Genomic DNA, 19,509 nt, shown 5'->3' on the forward strand with positions numbered 1-19,509 from the left:
CATTTTGCGCAACGATTATCGAAGAGCGACCGCTGCCGCAAGTGCATTCGCAAACACATGCGGAACGATTCATGGTTGACTGCGGTTATTGCGTGTCGCCTCCGCATCCGGAGTTGCCGGCACGCGCGAGTGACAGGGAGAGCGCCCCTCGAAGGGCGCGCACAGGAGAAGAAAATGCGTGTCGGCTGCCCCAAGGAAATCAAGAACCATGAATATCGCGTCGGCCTGACGCCCGGTTCGGTCCGCGAATATGTCGCGCATGGCCACGAAGTGCTGGTCGAGACGGGTGCGGGCGCCGGCATCGGCGCCGACGACAACGCCTATCGCGCCGCCGGCGCGACCATCGCCAAGACCGCGGCGGACGTGTTTGCGAAGTCGGACATGATCGTCAAGGTCAAGGAGCCGCAGCCCAATGAATGGGTGCAGCTGCGCGATGGCCAGATCCTCTACACCTATCTCCACCTGGCTCCGGATCCGGAGCAGACCAAGGGTCTTCTCGGTTCAGGCGTCACCGCGGTCGCTTATGAGACCGTGACCGACGACCGCGGCGGCTTGCCGCTGCTGGCGCCGATGTCGGAAGTCGCCGGCCGCCTGTCGATCCAGGCCGGCGCGACCGCGCTGCAGAAGGCCAATGGCGGCCGTGGCGTACTGCTTGGCGGCGTGCCCGGCGTGCTGCCCGGCAAGGTCACCGTGCTTGGCGGCGGCGTCGTCGGTCTGCATGCGGCCAAGATGGCGGTTGGCCTCGGCGCCGACGTCACCATCATCGACCGTTCGATCCCGCGCCTGCGCCAGCTCGACGACATTTTTGGCGGCCGCGTGCACACCCGCTATTCGACCGTCGAGGCGCTGGAAGACGAATGCTTCTCGGCCGACATCGTCGTCGGCGCGGTGCTGATCCCGGGCGCCGCGGCGCCCAAGCTCGTCACCCGCGAAATGCTCACCGGCATGAAGAAGGGCTCGGTGCTGGTCGACGTCGCGATCGACCAGGGCGGCTGCTTCGAGACCTCGCATGCCACGACCCATGCCGAGCCGACCTATGAGGTCGACGGCGTCATCCACTACTGCGTCGCCAACATGCCCGGCGCCGTGCCGGTCACCTCGGCGCACGCGCTCAACAACGCGACGCTGCATTACGGCCTGCAACTCGCCGACAAGGGCCTCAAGGCACTGGTCGACGACCATCATTTGCGCAACGGCCTCAACGTCCACAAGGGCAAGATCACCAACCGCGCCGTCGCCGAGGCGCTCGGCTACGAAATGGTCGAGCCGAAGGCGGTGCTTGCCGCCTGATATCCGGCAAGAACTCCTCCCGACACGCCCGCCGGTTCATTCCGGCGGGCTTTTTCTTGCGCGGAACAAGGCTACGGAAGGAAATCCGGGCAACAAAAAAGCGGAGCAAAAGCCCCGCTTCCTCGGTGTTGCGATCTGCCGCCGGTCCATCCGCGGTCGACAAATCATCAACGGTTACTTCTTAGCGTAGTAGTACGACGAGAATACGACAGTCTTGGAAGGCCTCGAACCTATCTTCCGGCCGCTATGCGTGGGTGTGTGAAATGCTTCACATTCGCCCGGCGGGAAAGATGCCTAGACACGCAGTGCTACTGGCGGTCTGTGCTGCTTGCCGGTTTCGGACAATTCCGGCCTGGCAGCACTGGCCGACAGCTTCTGTCAGACCCTCCAACGGCCCGCCTGCCCATCGGCGGGCTTCTTTTTGGGTCATGCCGGTTTGGGATCAGGCCCGCTCGATGCGACATTGATAGCAATTGTTCCGGGCCGAGCGGACGTGGATGTAGGCGATGTCGTCGCGTCCAAACAGCGTTTCGGCACGAGCGGCTATGTCGCCTGTCGGCGTGACGGCGCCGCTGCCATATACGATGCGGTCATCCCTGCCATAGCCCCTGACGATGTAGTCGCTGCTTTCGAGCATCTCGGGCAGCGCATCCCCCTCCACGGCGCGTTCGCATTCCTCCGCATGCAGGAAGAGCGGGCCGGTTTCGGCATAGGGCTGCAGCTCCGGGAACGGCCGGTAGGCGACGATCAGATAGCCCTCACCGGCGGCAACGTTCTTCATGCAGTGCCTGCAAGGCACGCCGTCGCCGTCGGAAATGCTGTGCTCAGGGGTGCGGCCATAGGCATCAGGCCCTCCCCGCTGCAAGGCGCGCACGGCTTCGGTCGGCAAGGCTTTGAACTGGATGCTCATGGCAAATCTCCGGTGGCGATGTCCGGAAATTATGCCGCGGCCATGGCCGCGCCCACCCGATTCCTGACTAGCGGCCTGCATACCAAAAAAAGCTCGGCAGCTTCGAACAACCGGGCTCTCAATATGGGCATTGTCGACCTGGGCGCTACCGTACGAAGTCGTCGAAGCGGCGCAGCGTCACCCGGCGGTTGCGCCAGTTTTCCTGCTGGGTCGGCACGAGCAGGAATTCCTCGCCGTAGCCGACAGTGTCCAATGCGTAGGCGGGCACGCCGAACTCACCCACCAATGTCCGCTTCAGGGAGGCGGCGCGGCGTTCGGACAGGACCTGGTTCGATTCGAACGAGCCAACTGCGTCGGTGTGGCCCTCGATCAGGATCCGCGCGCCGCGGTCGCGGCGCAGGATGCGATGGAGCGCGTCGGCGATGATTTCGACCTTGCCGTATTGCGAGGGGGCAATGGCGGCGGAGCCGAATTCGAAATTGATCGACTGAATGTCGATCGATCGCGCCATGCGCCGCAGGTCCGGCCGACGCTTGAATTCGCGAACGGTGACACGCTCATTGGGACGCAGCTTCTTCCTGGGAGCGGCGTCGAGCTGGCGCTCGATGGTCGCCGCCGAAGGCGTGGTCGCCTGCGCGGATGCCAGGCTCGGCATGGCAATTGCCGCAATCACGGCCATGGTAAATGTACGTCGGGTCAACATGTCTTTCTCCTAAAGCTCGGCCTCGTTATGCGGGCCGGACAATGGCAAAGACAGTCTGAAGCGGCGATGAATGGAATGTTCAGGCGCCGAGCGATTCCAAGGCTCTAGGCTCGCATGACGCTGGCCGAGCGCTCGGCGAAGGTCAGTGGATGCACGACTTCCTTTTTCTGTGCCACCGGCGTGAAGCCGAGTTTCTGATAGAGCGGAAGCGCCGCCGGATGGTCGAGCGTGCAGGTTTGCACGGTGACGCGCCTTGGGCCATGCGCCCAGGCCGCCGAGATCGCGGCGCCGAGGAACCAGCGGCCAATGCCCTGGCCGTGCGCATGCTCCATCATGCCGAAATAGGCGAGCTCCACTTCGTCCGGCAGATGCGGCTTGAGGTCGAAGAAGCCTGCGGGAGCGCCGTCGAGATAGAGGACCCTGATGTCGCGGTCCTCGCGGTGCAGGCCGGCGGCAAGCTCCTCGTCGCTTAGCCTCAGCACATTGACCCAGTGCCATTTGCGTCCGACGCGATCCATCAGATAGCGGTAGAAATGGAGCGGGATATCCTTGGTCTTCAACAGCGCGATCGGGCGGTTGTAGGGGATCGGCGGCGAAACCGCCGGCGCGGCATGCATCTCCAGGAACGTGACCGTGACGTCGATATCTTGCATCGCGCCGTTTTCCATCATTCTTTCCCCGTAACCACCGGCGTGTCGCTGAGACCGCCCCACTCTGTCCAGGAACCGTCGTAAAGCCGGTTGTCGGCATGGCCGAGCGTCTCCAGCGCCAACGTGATCGCCGCGGCCGTAATGCCCGAGCCGCAGGAGGTGACGACCGGCTTCGAGAGGTCGATGCCTGCTTCCTCGATCACCTTGCGCAGGCGATCCTTGGGCAGCAGCTCGCCATTTTCGGCAAGCACCGTGATCGGGACATTGTGCGCGCCCGGCATATGACCCGAACGGACACCCGGGCGCGGCTCCGGATCGGTTCCGGCAAAGCGGCCGGCGGAGCGGGCATCGGCGATCTGGCTCTCCCGCCTGTCGACGATCCTGCGCATTTCGTCGAGGCTGACGACGCGGCCCGCATCGAAGTCGGCATGGAAGATGTTGGGCGCGATCCTTGTCGGCTCTGCTGTCACGGGTCGGCCCTCGGCCCTCCAGCGATCGAAGCCGCCGTTCAGTATGTAGACCTGGAAGACGCCCATGACCCGGAACATCCACCAAGCGCGCGGCGCCGAGAACAGGCCCGGCCCATCATAGACGACGATGGTGTCGTCGGCTGAAACGCCCATAGCGCCGACATATTGGGCGAAATCCCGAGGCGACGCCAAGGTGTGCGGCAGTCCGGACCGCGGATCCGAGACGGCATCCTGGTCGAGGAAGCGCGCGCCGGGGATATGGGCGGCGTCGTACTCGGCGCGGGCGTCGCGCTTTTGCGCCGGCAGATACCAGGAGGCATCGATAATGGCGAGGCCGGGCTCGCCAAGCTGCTTCTGCAGCCAGTCGGCGTCGACGATGAAAGGACTGTCCTGCGCCATTCTGTTCTCCCTGCCCCGCTTCGCTTCAGTTCGCTGGCATCGGCCCGAAGCGGATACGGAAGCGCCGGTTCTCGCGGCCTTTCTTCTCGATCTTGCCGATATGGATCTCGCCGACCTCGCCGGTCGACTTCACATGCGTGCCGCCGCAAGGCTGGCTGTCGATCGAACCGTTGTCGCCGATGCAGACCAGGCGGATCTTACCGGTGCCGACGGGCGGGCGGACGTTTTTCGATTTGACCAGGCCGGGATTGGCGGCGAGCTCCTCGTCGGTGATCAGCCGGGTGAAGATCGGATGGTCGGCGCGCACCAGCTCCATCAACCGCGCCGTCACGTCCTCCTTGCTGAAGCCGGCATCGGGAATGTCGAAGTCGACGCGGCTGTCGTCCTCGGCGACCGCCGCGCCGGTGATCGGAAACGGACAGACAACGGTCAAGAGGTGGCAGGCCGAATGCATGCGCATCAGAAGGTGCCGCCGCTCCCAGTCGATGAGAAGATTCAGCCTTTCGCCGACTACGGGCAGCGCCTGCTCCGGAGCCGGCACGTGGATGATCTCGTCCTTGGTCTCGCCCGTGATGGTGGCGGCGATGGCGATGCGGCCACCGTCGGCCCGCTCGAACATACCGGTATCGCCCGGCTGGCCGCCCGACGTGGCGTAGAAGATCGTGCGGTCGAGCAGGATGCCGCCGCGCTCGTTGATCGCCACGACCTCGGCCTCCGCCGTGCTCTGATAAGCGTCGTCGCGAAACAGCGCCTCGGTCTTTTGCATCATCATGCCACCTTTTCGAACGGCACCGAAATGTCGGTCTTCTCTTCCATCCAGCCCGGCACCGGAAGGTTCTTGCCACGCAGAAACTCCGGATTGAAGAGCTTGGACTGGTAGCGCGTGCCGTAGTCCGCGAGGATTGTCACAATGGTATGGCCAGGGCCGAGCTCGCGCGCCAGCCGGATGGCGCCGGCGATGTTGATGCCGGTCGAGCCGCCGACGCAGAGCCCCTCTTCCTGGATCAGGTCGAAGATGATCGGCAAGGCTTCCTCGTCCGGGATCTGGTAGGAGAAATCCGGCGTGAAGCCTTCGAGATTGGCGGTGATGCGGCCCTGGCCGATGCCTTCGGTGATCGAGCTGCCGTCGGATTTCAATTCGCCGCTGGTGTAGAAACTGTAGAGCGCGGCGCCCAGCGGATCGGCGAGCGCGATCTTGACGTCCTTGCTCTTGCCCTTGAGCCCGATCGCGACGCCGGCGAGCGTGCCGCCGGAGCCGACGGCCGAGACGAAACCATCGACCTTGCCGCCGGTCTGCGCCCAGATCTCCTGCGCGGTCGTGCGGACATGGCCGTCGCGGTTGGCGACATTGTCGAACTGGTTGGCCCAGATCGCGCCGTTCGGTTCCGCGCGCGCCAGCTGGTCGGCAAGGCGGCCGGACAGCTTCACGTAATTGTTGGGGTTCCTGTAAGGCACGGCCGGCACTTCGATCAGCTCGGCACCGAGCAGCTTGATCGTGTCCTTCTTCTCCTGGCTCTGGGTGTCGGGGATGACGATCACGGTGCGGTAGCCGAGCGCCTTGGCAACCAAGGTCAAACCGATGCCGGTGTTGCCTGCCGTGCCTTCGACGATGAGCCCGCCGGGCTTGAGCAGCCCGCGCTGTTCGGCGTCGCGGATGATGAACAGGCCGGCCCGATCCTTGACCGACTGCCCCGGATTCATGAATTCGGCCTTGCCGAGAATCTCACAGCCGGTCGCCTCCGAGGCCTTGTTGAGCCGGATCAGGGGCGTGTTGCCGATCGCTTCGATCACAGAACGGGGCATGCAGGATTCCTTCAAGTGTGCGGCGAGACCCTAAAAACCGGACGCCGCGGTTTCAAGGCAAGATTTTGCCTGGTCCAGTCGCATTTCTGATGCTGCTGTGCTCGCGATCATTTCAACACCGGGCGCAAGAACCGCTCTTTTCATTCGTTTTCTTCACCGCTAGAGCAGGCCCGAACATTCGCAGGGCATCGCATGACACTCTACCGGGCCAATCCGAAGGACGGTGTCGCCTGGATCACGGGCGGCAGCAGCGGCCTCGGCCGCGCGCTGGCCAAGGATCTCGCCAATCAGGGCTATGCCGTCGCGGTGACCTCCCTGCCGGAAGATCCGGCCGACACGCTGATCGTCGAAACGGCGCAAATGCCCGGGCATGTGAAGTCCTTTCCCTGTGACGTCACCGACGAGGCCGGCATGGCACGAACGGCCGCCGCGATCGAGGAGCAAATGGGACCGATCGTGCTTGCCGTGTTCAACGCCGGCAACTACATCGCCACCCCCGGCGAAAATCTGGTGGTGCGCGATTTCCACCGCTCCTTCGCCGTGAACTATTTCGGCATCGTCAACGGCGTGGTGCCTGTCGTCGACCACATGCGCGTGCGGGGACGCGGCCATGTCGTCCTGGTCGGATCGGTCACCGCCTATTCCGGCTGGCCGACCACGGCGGCCTATGGCGGCACCAAGGCCGCGATCAACATCCTGGCGGAGTCGCTCAAATACGATTTCGACAAGCTCAACATCCGCGTTCAGGTGATCAATCCGGGGTTCGTCGACACGCCGCTGACGGAAAAGAACAAACTGCCCATGCCGGGCCTGATGCCCGTGCATCGCGCGTCGCGCCGCATGGCGCGCGGCATCAGGAAGGGCGGCTTCGAAGTTACCTTCCCCTACCACATAAGCTGGCCGTTGAAGCTGCTTGGCCTCTTGCCGCGGCCGATCTGCCGCTTCGTCATCGGGCACACCACCAAATGGTGGGGGCGACCGCTGCATTTCGATCGCAGGCTGCCTGGCGAAAAAGATCCGTCCCGCGACAAGACGACGTAAGCCGGCGAAACGGCGATTGCCCGCCGGCGGGGACGGCCATAGGTTGAGAATCATTACCTGGAGACTGCGATGGGGCGACGGATCGTGTTTGCAGTGCTTTGCCTTGTCGTCATCCTGGTCGCTGGCTTCTTCCTCGGCCCGCGCGTGCGGGCCGACACGACGATCCGTTTCGATCCGTCGGTGATCGGCGACGATCCGCAGGCCTATCTGGCACGCGAAGAGGCTGCCGTGCCCAACATCCGCGACGGGCTCGACAAGGAGATCATCTGGGCCAACCCGATGGTCCATGCCAAGACGCCTTTGGCCATCGTCTACATCCATGGCTTCTCCGCCTCGAAGGGCGAGGTTCGCCCCCTGCCGGACGATGTCGCGGACGAACTGAACGCCAACCTCTTCTACACACGCCTGACCGGTCACGGCCAGGACGGCGCGGCGATGGCTGAAGGTAGCGTCAATGCCTGGATCAACGACTATGAGGAGGCCTTGGCCATCGGGCGCGCCATCGGCGACAAGGTCATCGTCATCGGCACCTCGACCGGCGGCTCGCTGGCCGCATGGGCCGCGACGCAGCCGGGCGCCTCGGACGATGTCGCGGCAATCGCGTTCATATCGCCGAATTTCGGCGTCAAGGCATCCGGGGCCGAGTTGCTGACCATGCCCTGGGGCGGCCAGCTCGCCGAGCTTATCGGCGGCAAGGAGCGCAGCTTCCCGGCGCGCAACGCGCTGCACGAAAAGTTCTGGACCACCAAATATCCCATGAAGGCGGTGCTGCCGATGGCCGCGCTTACCGAGCTCGCCTATGCCGCGCCGGTCGAGAAGGCAAAAATCCCTGCCCTGTTCATCTTCTCGGATTCCGACAAGGTGGTGCGGCCCGACCGTACTCGCGAGATCGCCGGGCGCTGGGGCGGTCCGCGTGAGCTGGTGCCGGTCGACGACAACGGCGATCCGGACAGCCACGTGATCGTGGGCGACGTCCTGTCGCCGCAGACCACGCCCTTTCTTACGGAGCGTATCGTGGTCTGGGTAAAGGCGCTGATGCAGCAGCAGTCAGGCCAGTGAAACGAGAAACGGCCGGAGCTATGCTCCGGCCGTTTCTTTACTTCGATCAGCCTTGATCGGCTCAGGCAGCCCGGTTCGCCGGGCGCTTGCCGCCGAAGCGGCGCTTGTTGTTGCCCTTGAAGCGCTTGAAGCCGTCGGGCTTGCCCGAGCCATTCGGCTTGGCCGCCGCCGGGCGTTCGCCCTGCGGCTTCGGCCCGCGCTCGCCATTCGGCTTGGCACCGAAACGCTTCATGTCGCCGCCGTTGCCCGGACGGCGACCGTCGCGGCGTCCGCCATGATGCTCGCGGTCGTTGACCGGCTCGAAATGGCGCTCGGTCTTTTCCCTCGGGTCACGCTGCGGATCAGGACTGCCTAGATGATCGGCGACGACCGGCAGCTTCATGCGGATGATCCGCTCGACCTGCCGCAGCTTGGCGTTCTCCGAGGGATCGCAAAGCGTGATCGCGATGCCGTCCCTGCCGTTGCGGCCGGTGCGGCCAATGCGGTGGACATAGCTTTCCGCCTCGTCCGGCAGGTCGAAATTCACGACATGGCTGATGCCGGGCACGTCGATGCCGCGCGCGGCGATATCGGTCGCGACCAGGATGCGGACCGAGCCGTCGCGGAAATCGTTGAGCGCCTTCTGGCGGGCGTTCTGCGACTTGTTGCCATGGATGACCGCAGCTTCGAAGCCGTCGCGGGCAAGGTCCTTGGTGACGCGGTCGGCGCCATGCTTGGTACGCGAGAACACGATCACCGAGTGCATCGCTTCGTCGGCCAGCATCTTGGACAGCACCTGGCGCTTCTGCTTGGTCCGGGCGAGCACCACGCTCTGCACGATCTCGGCCGCGGCCGTGCTCTGCGGCGCGACCTCGATGCGGACTGGGTTCTTGAGCAGCCCCTTGGCGAGCTCGGCGATCTCATCCGGCATGGTGGCCGAGAACAGCGCCGTCTGGCGATCCGGCGCGGTCGCCTTGGCGATGCGCTTGACGTCGTTGATGAAGCCCATGTCGAGCATGCGGTCACCCTCGTCGAGGACGAGCCATTTGGTGTCGGCAAGGATGAGGTCGCCTTCGCGCACCAGGTCGGTCAACCGCCCAGGCGTGGCGATCAAGACGTCGACGCCGGGGCCGATCTTCTTGACCTGGCTGAAGCGCGAGACGCCGCCCAGAACGAGCGCCGTCGAGATGTGCGCGCCCTTGGCGAGCAGCTTGATGGTGTCCTCGATCTGCACGGCGAGTTCGCGCGTCGGCGCCAGGATCAGCGCGCGCGCCGTCCTAGGCCGGCGCTTGGTGCCGAGGCCGATGATCTTCGACAGGATCGGCAGCGCGAAGGCAGCCGTCTTGCCCGAACCGGTCTGGGCGATACCGAAAATGTCGCGGCCCTCCAGCTGCGGCGGGATCGCCTGCACCTGGATCGGCTTTGGCTCGGTGAAGCCCGCGGCGGCAGTGGCCTTCAGCAACGCGCCGCTGATGCCAAGGGCTGCGAAACCGGAGAGTTCCCCTGCATCGTTACCGGGGAGAGTGTTTTCGTTGGTCAAATCTATCTTCTTTCAAGCGGCGCAATCGCCGCAAACGTCAATGGCGGCGGGGCGCAACCTGCCGTCGAAACAAATCATCAGGAAACGACAAGGCGGCGGACAGGAGTGTCCGCACGGCTGCGCTGTCGTGCCCGCGGACTTCATGCCCCGGGGCTTTTTCGCCGTCTTGCCGATCGACCGAGGCCGACATACCGGAAAGAGGGAAAACAGACGCAACCAGTCTCATGCGTGGAGAAAGCCGGACGAGCCGGCCCAAGCGCCTATACCGCCGCATATGGCCGAGTCCGCGCCGAAATGCAAGAGGCCATGCTGCAATGCAGCAAAACAAGGACGCTTGCGCTGCCCTGCCCTCGCCATTACCACAAATTATTTATCCGTTTTGGGGAACCAGCGATGAAAGACGTGCTGAAGGAACTCGAGCGCCGTCGCGAAATCGCCCGCATGGGCGGCGGCAAGGACCGTATCGAGGCGCAGCACAAGAAGGGCAAGCTGACCGCCCGCGAGCGCATCGAGATCTTCCTCGACGAGGGTTCGTTCGAAGAGTTCGACATGTATGTCGAGCACCGCTCGACCGATTTCGGCATGGAAAGGACCAAGATCGCCGGCGACGGCGTCGTCACCGGCTGGGGCACGGTCAACGGGCGCCCGGTCTATATCTTCGCCAAGGATTTCACCGTGTTCGGCGGCTCGCTGTCGGAAGCGCATGCCGAAAAGGTCATCAAGGTTCAGGAGATGGCGCTGCGCAATCGCGCGCCGATCATCGGCCTCTACGACGCCGGCGGGGCGCGCATCCAGGAAGGGGTGGCGGCGCTCGGCGGCTATGCCGAGATCTTCCAGCGCAACGTGCTGGCCTCCGGCGTCATTCCGCAGATCTCGCTGATCATGGGTCCTTGCGCCGGCGGTGACGTCTATTCGCCCGCCATGACCGATTTCATCTTCATGGTGCGCGACACCTCCTACATGTTCGTCACCGGGCCGGACGTGGTGAAGACGGTGACCAACGAGACGGTGACCGCCGAAAGCCTCGGCGGCGCTTCCGTCCACACCACCAAATCCTCGATCGCCGACGGCGCCTATGACAACGACGTGGAGGCGCTGTTGCAGATGCGGCGGCTGGTCGACCTGCTGCCGGCGTCGAACACGGCCGAGATCCCCGAGATCGAGTGCTACCAGTCGGTGACGGACCACGACCTGTCGCTCGACCGGCTGATCCCAGACAATGCCAACAAGCCCTACGACATCAAGGAGTTGATCCTGAAGGTCGTCGACGAAGGCGATTTCTTCGAGATCCAGCAGAGCTTTGCGAAAAACATCGTCACCGGGTTCGGGCGCGTCGAGGGCCGCACGGTCGGCTTCGTCGCCAACCAGCCGATGGTGCTGGCCGGCGTGCTCGATTCCGACGCCAGCCGCAAGGCGGCGCGCTTCGTGCGCTTCTGCGACTGTTTTTCCATTCCCATCGTCACCTTCGTCGATGTGCCGGGCTTCCTGCCGGGCACCGCGCAGGAATATGGCGGGCTGATCAAGCACGGCGCCAAGCTGCTCTTCGCCTATGCCGAGGCGACCGTGCCGAAGATCACCGTCATCACACGCAAGGCCTATGGCGGCGCTTATGACGTCATGGCGTCAAAGCATCTGCGCGGCGACATGAATTATGCCTGGCCGACGGCGCAGATCGCGGTGATGGGCGCCAGGGGCGCGGTCGAGATCATCTACCGCAAGGATATCGGCGATGCGGAGAAAATCGCAGCCCATACAAAGGTTTACGAGGATCGCTTCCTGTCACCCTTCGTCGCCGCCGAACGCGGCTATGTCGACGAGGTGATCATGCCGCATTCGACCCGGCGCCGCGTGGCGCGCGCGCTGCGCATGCTGCGCAACAAGGACATGCAGAATCCCTGGAAGAAGCACGACAACATCCCATTGTGAGAAAGCTGCGCCGGCGAGAAATGCGCATAACCCTTGCAGCCCAGAGCCTTATTCCAGCCAAGGGGTATGGCGGCACGCAGCGCCAGGTCGAATGGCTGGTCACCGAACTGGTCAGGCTCGGGCACCATGTCGTCCTGATCGCCGCGCCGGGATCGTCGCATCCGATGTGCGAGGTCAGGCATGCCGTCAGCGATGCCGAATGCCGGGCGGCGATCCCGCGCGATACGCAGATCGTCAACCTGCACGCCTGGAAGGTCGAGGTCCCCTTCCCGACGCTCAACACCGAGCACGGCCATCTTCCGGACTATCCGCGGCCGCAGCCCAACTGGAACTTCCTCAGCGCCCGCCACGCCGAACTGCATGGCCGCAAGACCTTCGTCTATAACGGCTTTCCGGTGGATGCTTACCGGCTGGCGCCGTCGAAGAACGATCACCTGTTCTTCATGGCGGCCATCGCGCGCGCCGGAAAGGGGCTGAACCGGGCGGTGGACCTTGCCAAAAAATTCGACTTCACGCTCGATATCGCCGGCGGTTCGCGCTGGAAGCTGCTCGGTCGCAGCAAGACGCGCCGCGAGGGCGTGTTCTTCAAGAGCCTTTCCGCCCGCTACCGCTTTCACGGCATGGTCGACGGCCGGGATAAGTTGCGCCTGCTGGGGGAATCGAAGGCATTCCTCAACCCGATCTCATGGGAAGAGCCTTTCGGCATGGCGCAGGTCGAAGCCATGCTGTGCGGCACGCCCGTGCTCACCACACCGCGCGGCGCGCTCGTAGAGACCGTCGATGCGGATACCGGCCGCTTCTTTGAGACCGACGAGGAGTTCGGGCGCGGTTTTGCCGAGATCGGAAGCCTGCCGGCGCAACGATGCCGCCAGTCGGCCGCCGACAGGTTTCCGATCGAGAAGACAGCGAAGGCCTATCTGGAACTCTATGCCCGCATCCTTGATGGCGAAGCGCTTCCGTGACAAATCACCGTCATGTCCGCCATCGGCGGCGATTGTTCCGGATCGGAAAGGTAGCGCCTGTTGCGTCCCATCCTCGTCTTCTGCTTGCCGGCGATCGGTGACTTCATCCGTTGCCATTCGGCAATCCAGATTCTGGCCGAGAAGTTTCCGGGACATCCGATCGACGTCGCCACCTCGCCGCTAGCCGCGCCGCTGGCGCGGCTGATGCCGCATATCCGCAAGACCTGGATCGTCGAGAAACATTGGAGACCGGGGCTCAAAGAGCGCGCAGGCCTGGCGCGCGAAATCCGCAAGGAGGACTACCAGGCGGCCTATATGCTCACCAGCAGCACCAAGGCCGCGCTCATTCCGTGGCTGGCCGGCATTCCGGAGCGCATCGGCTATCCCCGCGAATTCCAGTTCGGCATCATCAATCGCCTGCCGGCCGGCTGGCCGAAGAGCTTCGTGGCGTTCGGCCCGCGCAAGACGAGATTGTTCGAGCAGGCCTGCGCGATCGCGATGCTGGGCGAGAAGCCTGCCGATGACATGCGATTGCCTGCGCCACAAATGGCCGTTTCGGCCGAGGAACTTTCCGACTGGCGCGCCCGGCACGGGATCGATCCGGCGAGGCCGGCGCTGGCGCTCTACACCTCCGCTTTCACCAATTTCCGCTCCTGGCCGGCGGAGCGTTTTATCTCGGTGGCGAAGGATCACGCCCGGCGCGGCTGGTCGGTCTGGCTCATCGGCGGCCCGCGGGAACGCGAGGCGGCCGCCCAGATCCGGGCAGCGCTTCCGGAGGCGGTGGATTTCACGTCGACACCGCAACTGACCGACGCCATATGCCAGATCGCCGCCTCGACCGCCTTCCTCGGCGTCGACGGTGGGCTCTGCCATGCGGCCGCAGCCTTGGGCGGACCCTGCGTGCTCATCTTCGGATCGAACCGCTCCTATGAGACCGGACCGGTGAACGACCAGGTCCGCTATCTCGAGCCGCCGATTTCGACGCCGAGCTGGGTCCACGACACACGCGGCGTCAGCGAGGAACGCGTCCTTGCGGCTCTGGCCGACGCCGTGGCGCAGTCGGGCCGCAGGCAGGAGGCCTGACCTACTCCTCGCCTGCCGCGCCGAAGCCGGCGTCCATGCCGGCGCGCGCCGTGGTCGTCCATGGCGTGGCGTGGTTGTCGATGCGCATCTGGAAAATGAAATAGGTCGGCGAGCAGAAGCCTATGCCCTTGATCCTGGCCGCGCCCGGCGTGTCCGCCGGCAGGGACTGGCACATATAGTCCTCGCGGCAGAAATGGTCGGCCGAGCAGGCCGGGCGGTTGCCGCGATTGACGGCGCCGCCGAGACACTGGTCGAAATTGTTGGTCGCCACGCAGATGTCGAATTTCTTGCCGCCGACCAGGCCGCAGATTTCGCTCGGCATAGGCTTCCCGGATTTGAAGGCGGAGAAGGCGCGGTCCTTCTCGTCGCAGGCGCGGTAGGCGAGGCCGCCTGGAACGCCGATCTTGGGTGGCCGGCAGGTATAGGCGGTGCGCGAAATCGCAGGCGCAGGGGCGGCGAACTGGCCGGTGATCTTGTAGCCGTCGTTGAACGGTTGCGCCGCGTTGGAGGCGATCGAGCCGGTGAGGCAAGGATGGCCGGAAAACATCGCGGGACTGTCTTTCGGCAGCAGGCATTGCGCCAGTTTGGTCCTCACCCCTGAAGCAGTCGCGATCGGCGTGCAGACCGTGCCGCCGCCGCATTGCCAGGTGCCGCCGAAGCGGCTCGCGTCTTCCGGCATCAGGCATGGCATCGTCGTTACTGCTGGCGCGTAAGCCACCTCGCCGGTGTTCTTCCAGGCGGCCGGCGGCGCGAAGGAGAGCGGACGAAAACGATTGGGCTGCCTGCCTTCGGCCGCCGCCTCGAGCCATGCCTCGCGCCGCGGGATCTCGGCATGGAGATGCGGCGCCGACCTCGATGCGGTTGAGCGGCGAGGTCGTTGCATCGTCGAGGCCGATGAAATGGAAGCCGGCGGTCGAACCTGCCTGGTGGCAGCCCTGGCAGGCGCCGTTGTCGAGCCGCTCGACCAGGGCCTCCGGCGTGCGCGCCAGGGAAAACTTCGAATAGTCGAGACCGGCGAACTCCTTGGGGTCGAACAGCGGCGTGAACGGATGATTGGCTTGCCTTGCGCTGCCGAAGGTCGACCAGGAGATGACTTTGCGCGCCAGGAATTCGTCCGGGATTTCGTAGACGCCGAGATCGACCGCCGTGGCATTTGCGCGGACATAGTCGGCAAGCCGTGCCTTTAGTGCCGCATCTTCTGCAAGGCGGGCCGTGTCCGGCGTATTTTCCAGCGGTCTCTCGCCGACCGCCGCGCCATCGATGCTGAAGATGCGCATCAGGTAGGCGGCTTGCCCGCCGAACTCGGTCTCCTGGCCGGATGGAAAGCGCACCACCTGCGCGTTGAGTTCGAGCTGCTTGAAGGACAGCGAGGTCCTTTCGAGCGGCCCGCCGGTCAGCCAGCCGGCATCGACCGTTTCGTCGATCTGTGGCGTCCAGCGGCCGGCCACGCCGGCGCAACCGCCGTCGGGATCGGAAGCGACGCGGTATATGGCGCTGAGATTGAACGGCAGGCGAGAGGCCAGCTGCTTGCCGTCCTTCTTGAAGGCGTAGGCAAGGCGGTAGATGAACCGCACCTCGCCGCAGCTCTTGTCATCGTTCAGCGTGGCGAAGTCGCGCCGGTCGAGCCGGTTGACGACGCCGACCAGACGGAAGCGCGCGAAGTTCGTCTTCAGCCAGCGCATGTCGATGATGCGGCCGACATTGCCGTCGGTGACTTCGTAGAGAGTTCGCCCACCGACCTTCATGTCTGCCCGCAGTGCCGCGACATCGGCGGTCACCGTGTCGACGATGGCGTGGTAGGCCGGCGCCTCATCGTAAAGGGATTTCAGGTCGTCGCTGCCATCGACGCCGAACAGGCCGGCAAAGCCGTATCCCTTGGCATCGAGCGTAGCGAGCACGCGCGGGTCGTCGACGATGGTGACGGGATGATCGGCGGCACGCACCGATTGTCCTACTAACGCGGCCATGATGAACGCCGAGAAGACGACAGCAAGAGGTCTCATCGAAGGTCCGGTTGATTTTCGATCAATTCGTGCAAGACCGGTACGATCGCCAACGGCAGATCCTCGGCGATCATTCCTGGACCAAAACGGCGGCCGGCTTCAGCATGAATCCAGACCCCGGCGCAAGCAGCCTTGAAGGGTGGCATGCCTTGCGCCAGAAGCCCGGCGATAATGCCCGCCAGAACATCACCAGAGCCGGCCGTGGCAAGCCATGGCGCGCCGTTGGCATTGATTGCCGCGTGACCGTCCGGCGCGGCAATCACCGTATCTGCGCCCTTATAGACGATGACCGCATTGGCGCGCTGCGCGGCGGCGCGAGCCTTGGCAAGTTTCGACTGCTTCTTCGATCTGGCGATGTCGGGAAAAAGCCTGGCGAATTCTCCCTCATGCGGTGTGAATACCAGCGGCGGCGCCAAAGCGCGATGTGATGCCTCGAACAGAGTGTCGGGGTTATCACGAAACGAAGTGAGGCCATCGGCATCCAGCACGATGCCCCATAACTCGATCCCACGGTCATAGTCATAGACGCGGTTCTGTTGCAGTAGCCGCAAGGCGAAGGCGCGTGCCCTTTCACCGATGCCAAATCCGGGGCCAAGCACAAATGCAGAAGGCTGACGCTCTGCAAGGTACTCTGCTATGTCTTCGATTGTGTCGGCCTTGCGCAGCATGATCGAAGTCAAATGTGCAGCGTTCACCTGCATGGCATTTCCAGGCGAAAGGACAGTCACCGCTCCCGCCCCGGTGCGCGCCGCAGCCAGCGCCGACAAGCGCGCGGCGCCGGTCGCACTGGATCCGCCAGAAAAGACAGCAACATGGCCGCGCTTATATTTGTGCGCGTCGATCGCCGTTCTCGGGAAATACCATCGCAGCCAAAGGTCCGGCGTATTCTCGAATGTCGTGATTTTCAGCTGGTCAATGATCGAATCCGGGATGCCAATGTCGGCGACAATGATTTCGCCGCACACCCTGCGACCTGGCATGAGCAGATGACCGGGCTTTTTGCGTGCGAAAGTCACCGTCACTGCGGCGTCGAAGTGCCCTCTCATCTGTCCGGTCTCACCAGACACGCCCGAGGGCAAATCGATCGAGATCACCGGTACGCGCTCCGCGCTGCTGACGCCCGAAACAGCCAAAGCATGTTGGGAGATATCCTTCGACAATCCCGCGCCATAGAGCGCGTCCACCACCACGTCACCCGCCTCTGGATAACAATGGCCGATGTGGTTGACCGGCAGGTTACAGGCCTCGGAAGCCAAAGCCGCGTCGCTACCGGGCTTCTGCTTACCTTCCGCCCATAGCTCCACATCGACACCCGCTTCGGCCAACAGCCGCGCCACGACATAGCCGTCGCCGCCATTGTTGCCGGGACCACACAGCACATGCACCTTTTTCGCCGCCGGGTAGCGCGCCAGCACCATCGCCGCGACCGCCTCGCCGGCGCGCTGCATCAGCCCGTAGCCGTCGAGCGGTCCGGCCGCGATTGCCAGCCTGTCGGCCTCGGCCATTTCGGCCGGCGACAGAAGTTCATTGCGCATGGGATTGCCGATCTTCATGCGATCAAGCATTGTCCAGTTTTCGGTTCGACGCAAACCATCGCGACCACGCTTTGTTTGCAAGATGCGGTCGCATCCGAGAGGGTTCTGCCTGTAAATTGCGCTGCCTGCCCATTTTTTGCGCAGGCGTGAGGAGGAGCGATGTATAGGGTTTGGGCGTCCATGACGCATCCGATGCAGCGGATGACGCGAATTTGCATCCGAGGGCGGCATGCGATCGAAAACGCCCTGCGCCCTCTTCGTTCTGTTGGATTGGCACGCTTCGTGCTTGGAGGCGCAAGCGGGGCACACAACCCGTCTTCTTGGCAGTGGAGGCCACTTTTTACATGAAAAAGATCGAAGCGATCATCAAGCCATTCAAGCTGGACGAAGTGAAGGAAGCGCTTCAGGAGGCCGGACTGCAGGGCATCACCGTTACCGAGGCCAAGGGTTTCGGCCGCCAGAAGGGCCACACCGAGCTTTATCGCGGCGCCGAATATGTCGTCGACTTCCTGCCTAAGGTGAAGATCGAAGTGGTGCTCGGCGACGAGGCCGTCGAAGGTGCCATCGAGGCCATCCGCAAGGCGGCGCAGACTGGCCGCATCGGCGATGGAAAAATCTTCGTTTCCAACATAGAGGAAGTCGTGCGCATCCGCACCGGCGAGACCGGCATCGACGCCATCTGAGGTCCCCATCTCTCTGCAACGTCATCATCAAAACACGTCATCACACAGGGATACATGACATGACGACAGCCAAAGACATCATGAAGCAGATCAAGGACAACGACGTGAAATTCGTCGACCTGCGCTTCACCGATCCGCGGGGCAAGCTGCAGCATGTGACGATGGATGTCGTCGAGGTCGAGGAAGACATGTTCGCCGACGGCGTCATGTTCGACGGCTCCTCGATCGCCGGCTGGAAGGCGATCAACGAGTCCGACATGGTGCTGATGCCGGATACGGATACCGTCCATATGGATCCGTTCTTCGCCCAGTCTACCATGGTCATCCTGTGCGACATTCTCGATCCGGTCTCGGGCGAAGCCTATAACCGCGATCCGCGCGGCACCGCCAAGAAGGCCGAGGCCTATATGAAGTCGGAAGGCATCGGCGACACCATCTATGTCGGCCCGGAAGCCGAGTTCTTCGTGTTCGACGACGTCAAGTACAAGGCCGACCCCTACAACACCGGCTTCCGTGTCGACTCGACCGAGCTGCCGTCCAACGACGACACCGACTACGAGACCGGCAATCTCGGCCACCGCCCGCGCATCAAGGGCGGCTACTTCCCGGTGCCGCCGATCGATTCCTGCCAGGACATGCGCTCCGAGATGCTGACCGTGCTCGCCGAAATGGGCGTGCGCGTCGAAAAGCACCACCACGAGGTCGCCGCCGCCCAGCACGAACTCGGCATCAAGTTCGACACGCTGGTGCGCAACGCCGACAAGATGCTGATCTACAAGTATGTCGTGCACCAGGTCGCCAACGCCTATGGCAAAACGGCCACCTTCATGCCGAAGCCAGTGTTCGGCGACAACGGCTCGGGCATGCATGTCCACCAGTCGATCTGGAAGGGCGGCAAGCCGACCTTCGCCGGCAACGAATATGCCGGCCTGTCGGAGAGCTGCCTGTTCTACATCGGCGGTATCATCAAGCACGCCAAGGCGATCAATGCCTTCACCAATCCGCTCACCAACTCCTACAAGCGTCTGGTGCCGGGCTATGAGGCGCCAGTGCTGCTCGCCTATTCGGCGCGCAACCGCTCGGCCTCCTGCCGCATCCCGTTCGGCTCCTCGCCGAAGTCGAAGCGCGTCGAGGTCCGCTTCCCCGATCCGGGCGCGAACCCCTATCTCGGCTTCGCCGCCATGCTAATGGCCGGCCTCGACGGCATCAAGAACAAGATCCATCCGGGACAGCCGATGGACAAGGATCTCTACGATCTGCCGCCGAAGGAGTTGAAGAAGATCCCGACCGTCTGCGGCTCGCTGCGCGAAGCGTTGCAGAGCCTCGACAAGGATCGCGGCTTCCTGAAGGCCGGCGGCGTCTTCGACGACGACCAGATCGACTCCTACATCGAACTCAAGATGGCCGAGGTCATGCGCTTCGAAATGACCCCGCATCCGGTCGAGTACGACATGTACTATTCGGTCTAAGCTT

18 protein-coding genes are annotated in these 19,509 nt (G+C 63.8%); 9 read left to right on the forward strand and 9 right to left on the reverse strand.

Annotated features, from left to right (window positions below; translation table 11 throughout):
* Positions 1-174 precede the first annotated feature (174 nt).
* A complete protein-coding gene (gene ald, locus DPM33_RS22225) occupies positions 175-1,290 on the forward strand; it encodes an alanine dehydrogenase (RefSeq protein WP_112099577.1) in 1,116 nt (371 codons plus the stop codon).
* Between the two features lie 442 nt (positions 1,291-1,732).
* Here ald and DPM33_RS22230 read toward each other — a convergent pair whose 3' ends face one another.
* The 6 genes from DPM33_RS22230 to DPM33_RS22255 all read right to left on the reverse strand — a co-directional run bounded on the left by DPM33_RS22230 (position 1,733) and on the right by DPM33_RS22255 (position 6,225).
* Entirely contained in the window at positions 1,733-2,200 is a 468-nt protein-coding gene (locus DPM33_RS22230; RefSeq protein WP_112099578.1) for a DUF1203 domain-containing protein, read from the reverse strand.
* A 145-nt stretch (positions 2,201-2,345) separates the two neighbouring features.
* A complete protein-coding gene (locus DPM33_RS22235) occupies positions 2,346-2,903 on the reverse strand; it encodes an OmpA family protein (protein WP_112099579.1) in 558 nt (185 codons plus the stop codon).
* A 104-nt stretch (positions 2,904-3,007) separates the two neighbouring features.
* Positions 3,008-3,571 carry a GNAT family N-acetyltransferase gene (locus tag DPM33_RS22240; RefSeq protein WP_112099580.1) on the reverse strand — a complete coding sequence of 188 codons (564 nt, stop codon included), beginning with the start codon at positions 3,569-3,571 and terminating at the stop codon, positions 3,008-3,010.
* Entirely contained in the window at positions 3,571-4,422 is an 852-nt protein-coding gene (sseA, locus tag DPM33_RS22245; RefSeq protein ID WP_112099581.1) for a 3-mercaptopyruvate sulfurtransferase, read from the reverse strand. Before sseA ends, DPM33_RS22240 begins: the two co-directional genes overlap by 1 nt.
* Before the next feature lie 25 nt (positions 4,423-4,447).
* Positions 4,448-5,191: an alanyl-tRNA editing protein gene (locus tag DPM33_RS22250; protein WP_112099634.1), complete on the reverse strand. Its 744-nt coding sequence runs from the start codon at positions 5,189-5,191 to the stop codon at positions 4,448-4,450.
* Positions 5,191-6,225, reverse strand: a complete 1,035-nt coding sequence (locus tag DPM33_RS22255; protein WP_112099633.1) for a cysteine synthase A — start codon at positions 6,223-6,225, stop codon at positions 5,191-5,193. The genes DPM33_RS22250 and DPM33_RS22255 overlap by 1 nt, the downstream gene beginning before the upstream one ends.
* A gap of 192 nt (positions 6,226-6,417) precedes the next feature.
* On the opposite strand from DPM33_RS22255, the gene DPM33_RS22260 reads away from it, so the two are divergent.
* Both DPM33_RS22260 and DPM33_RS22265 read left to right on the forward strand, forming a co-directional pair.
* Complete coding sequence (locus tag DPM33_RS22260) at positions 6,418-7,266, forward strand: SDR family oxidoreductase (protein WP_112099582.1); 849 nt, start codon at positions 6,418-6,420, stop codon at positions 7,264-7,266.
* Between the two features lie 69 nt (positions 7,267-7,335).
* On the forward strand, positions 7,336-8,325 hold the full coding sequence (locus DPM33_RS22265; protein WP_112099583.1) for an alpha/beta hydrolase: 990 nt from the start codon (positions 7,336-7,338) through the stop codon (positions 8,323-8,325).
* Positions 8,326-8,386: 61 nt separating this feature from the next.
* On the opposite strand, the gene DPM33_RS22270 is transcribed toward DPM33_RS22265, so the two are convergent.
* Entirely contained in the window at positions 8,387-9,844 is a 1,458-nt protein-coding gene (locus tag DPM33_RS22270; RefSeq protein ID WP_112099584.1) for a DEAD/DEAH box helicase, read from the reverse strand.
* A 393-nt stretch (positions 9,845-10,237) separates the two neighbouring features.
* Here DPM33_RS22270 and DPM33_RS22275 point away from each other — a divergent pair, with 393 nt between their 5' ends.
* Genes DPM33_RS22275 through waaF form a run of 3 tightly spaced genes read left to right on the forward strand, consistent with a single transcriptional unit; the run spans position 10,238 to position 13,815 of the window.
* Positions 10,238-11,770 (forward strand): acyl-CoA carboxylase subunit beta, encoded by a 1,533-nt coding sequence (locus DPM33_RS22275; protein WP_112099585.1) that lies wholly within the window; start codon positions 10,238-10,240, stop codon positions 11,768-11,770.
* 20 nt (positions 11,771-11,790) lie between these two features.
* The gene (locus DPM33_RS22280; RefSeq protein WP_112099586.1) at positions 11,791-12,732 is read left to right on the forward strand and encodes a glycosyltransferase; all 942 of its coding nucleotides are present in this window, start codon (positions 11,791-11,793) and stop codon (positions 12,730-12,732) included.
* Positions 12,733-12,792: 60 nt separating this feature from the next.
* The gene (gene waaF / locus DPM33_RS22285) at positions 12,793-13,815 is read left to right on the forward strand and encodes a lipopolysaccharide heptosyltransferase II (RefSeq protein ID WP_112099587.1); all 1,023 of its coding nucleotides are present in this window, start codon (positions 12,793-12,795) and stop codon (positions 13,813-13,815) included.
* Between the two features lies 1 nt (position 13,816).
* Here the strand turns inward: waaF and DPM33_RS37065 are convergent, their stop codons facing one another.
* Complete coding sequence (locus DPM33_RS37065) at positions 13,817-14,698, reverse strand: hypothetical protein (RefSeq protein ID WP_245442314.1); 882 nt, start codon at positions 14,696-14,698, stop codon at positions 13,817-13,819.
* A 406-nt stretch (positions 14,699-15,104) separates the two neighbouring features.
* Here DPM33_RS37065 and DPM33_RS37070 point away from each other — a divergent pair, with 406 nt between their 5' ends.
* Positions 15,105-15,773, forward strand: a complete 669-nt coding sequence (locus DPM33_RS37070) for a hypothetical protein (protein ID WP_245442316.1) — start codon at positions 15,105-15,107, stop codon at positions 15,771-15,773.
* 41 nt (positions 15,774-15,814) lie between these two features.
* Here DPM33_RS37070 and DPM33_RS22295 read toward each other — a convergent pair whose 3' ends face one another.
* Positions 15,815-17,353 (reverse strand): NAD(P)H-hydrate dehydratase, encoded by a 1,539-nt coding sequence (locus DPM33_RS22295; RefSeq protein ID WP_112099635.1) that lies wholly within the window; start codon positions 17,351-17,353, stop codon positions 15,815-15,817.
* Between the two features lie 344 nt (positions 17,354-17,697).
* Here DPM33_RS22295 and DPM33_RS22300 point away from each other — a divergent pair, with 344 nt between their 5' ends.
* Together DPM33_RS22300 and glnA are read left to right on the forward strand one after the other, a co-directional pair.
* The gene (locus DPM33_RS22300; RefSeq protein ID WP_018428041.1) at positions 17,698-18,036 is read left to right on the forward strand and encodes a P-II family nitrogen regulator; all 339 of its coding nucleotides are present in this window, start codon (positions 17,698-17,700) and stop codon (positions 18,034-18,036) included.
* 59 nt (positions 18,037-18,095) lie between these two features.
* Positions 18,096-19,505 (forward strand): type I glutamate--ammonia ligase, encoded by a 1,410-nt coding sequence (gene glnA, locus DPM33_RS22305; protein WP_112099588.1) that lies wholly within the window; start codon positions 18,096-18,098, stop codon positions 19,503-19,505.
* The last annotated feature ends 4 nt before the right edge of the window (positions 19,506-19,509 follow it).

It is taken from the genome of Mesorhizobium hawassense, from assembly GCF_003289945.1.
Taxonomy (GTDB): domain Bacteria; phylum Pseudomonadota; class Alphaproteobacteria; order Rhizobiales; family Rhizobiaceae; genus Mesorhizobium; species Mesorhizobium hawassense.

What these genes read in the sequence shown, in the direction of transcription:
- ald (WP_112099577.1), top strand. Translation starts at nt 175, where the DNA reads ATGCGTGTCGGCTGCCCCAAGGAAATCAAGAACCATGAATATCGCGTC.
- DPM33_RS22230 (WP_112099578.1), bottom strand. Translation starts at nt 2,200, where the DNA reads ATGAGCATCCAGTTCAAAGCCTTGCCGACCGAAGCCGTGCGCGCCTTG.
- DPM33_RS22235 (WP_112099579.1), bottom strand. Translation starts at nt 2,903, where the DNA reads ATGTTGACCCGACGTACATTTACCATGGCCGTGATTGCGGCAATTGCC.
- DPM33_RS22240 (WP_112099580.1), bottom strand. Translation starts at nt 3,571, where the DNA reads ATGGAAAACGGCGCGATGCAAGATATCGACGTCACGGTCACGTTCCTG.
- sseA (WP_112099581.1), bottom strand. Translation starts at nt 4,422, where the DNA reads ATGGCGCAGGACAGTCCTTTCATCGTCGACGCCGACTGGCTGCAGAAG.
- DPM33_RS22250 (WP_112099634.1), bottom strand. Translation starts at nt 5,191, where the DNA reads ATGATGCAAAAGACCGAGGCGCTGTTTCGCGACGACGCTTATCAGAGC.
- DPM33_RS22255 (WP_112099633.1), bottom strand. Translation starts at nt 6,225, where the DNA reads ATGCCCCGTTCTGTGATCGAAGCGATCGGCAACACGCCCCTGATCCGG.
- DPM33_RS22260 (WP_112099582.1), top strand. Translation starts at nt 6,418, where the DNA reads ATGACACTCTACCGGGCCAATCCGAAGGACGGTGTCGCCTGGATCACG.
- DPM33_RS22265 (WP_112099583.1), top strand. Translation starts at nt 7,336, where the DNA reads ATGGGGCGACGGATCGTGTTTGCAGTGCTTTGCCTTGTCGTCATCCTG.
- DPM33_RS22275 (WP_112099585.1), top strand. Translation starts at nt 10,238, where the DNA reads ATGAAAGACGTGCTGAAGGAACTCGAGCGCCGTCGCGAAATCGCCCGC.
- DPM33_RS22280 (WP_112099586.1), top strand. Translation starts at nt 11,791, where the DNA reads ATGCGCATAACCCTTGCAGCCCAGAGCCTTATTCCAGCCAAGGGGTAT.
- DPM33_RS37065 (WP_245442314.1), bottom strand. Translation starts at nt 14,698, where the DNA reads ATGCAACGACCTCGCCGCTCAACCGCATCGAGGTCGGCGCCGCATCTC.
- DPM33_RS22295 (WP_112099635.1), bottom strand. Translation starts at nt 17,353, where the DNA reads ATGCGCAATGAACTTCTGTCGCCGGCCGAAATGGCCGAGGCCGACAGG.
- DPM33_RS22300 (WP_018428041.1), top strand. Translation starts at nt 17,698, where the DNA reads ATGAAAAAGATCGAAGCGATCATCAAGCCATTCAAGCTGGACGAAGTG.
- glnA (WP_112099588.1), top strand. Translation starts at nt 18,096, where the DNA reads ATGACGACAGCCAAAGACATCATGAAGCAGATCAAGGACAACGACGTG.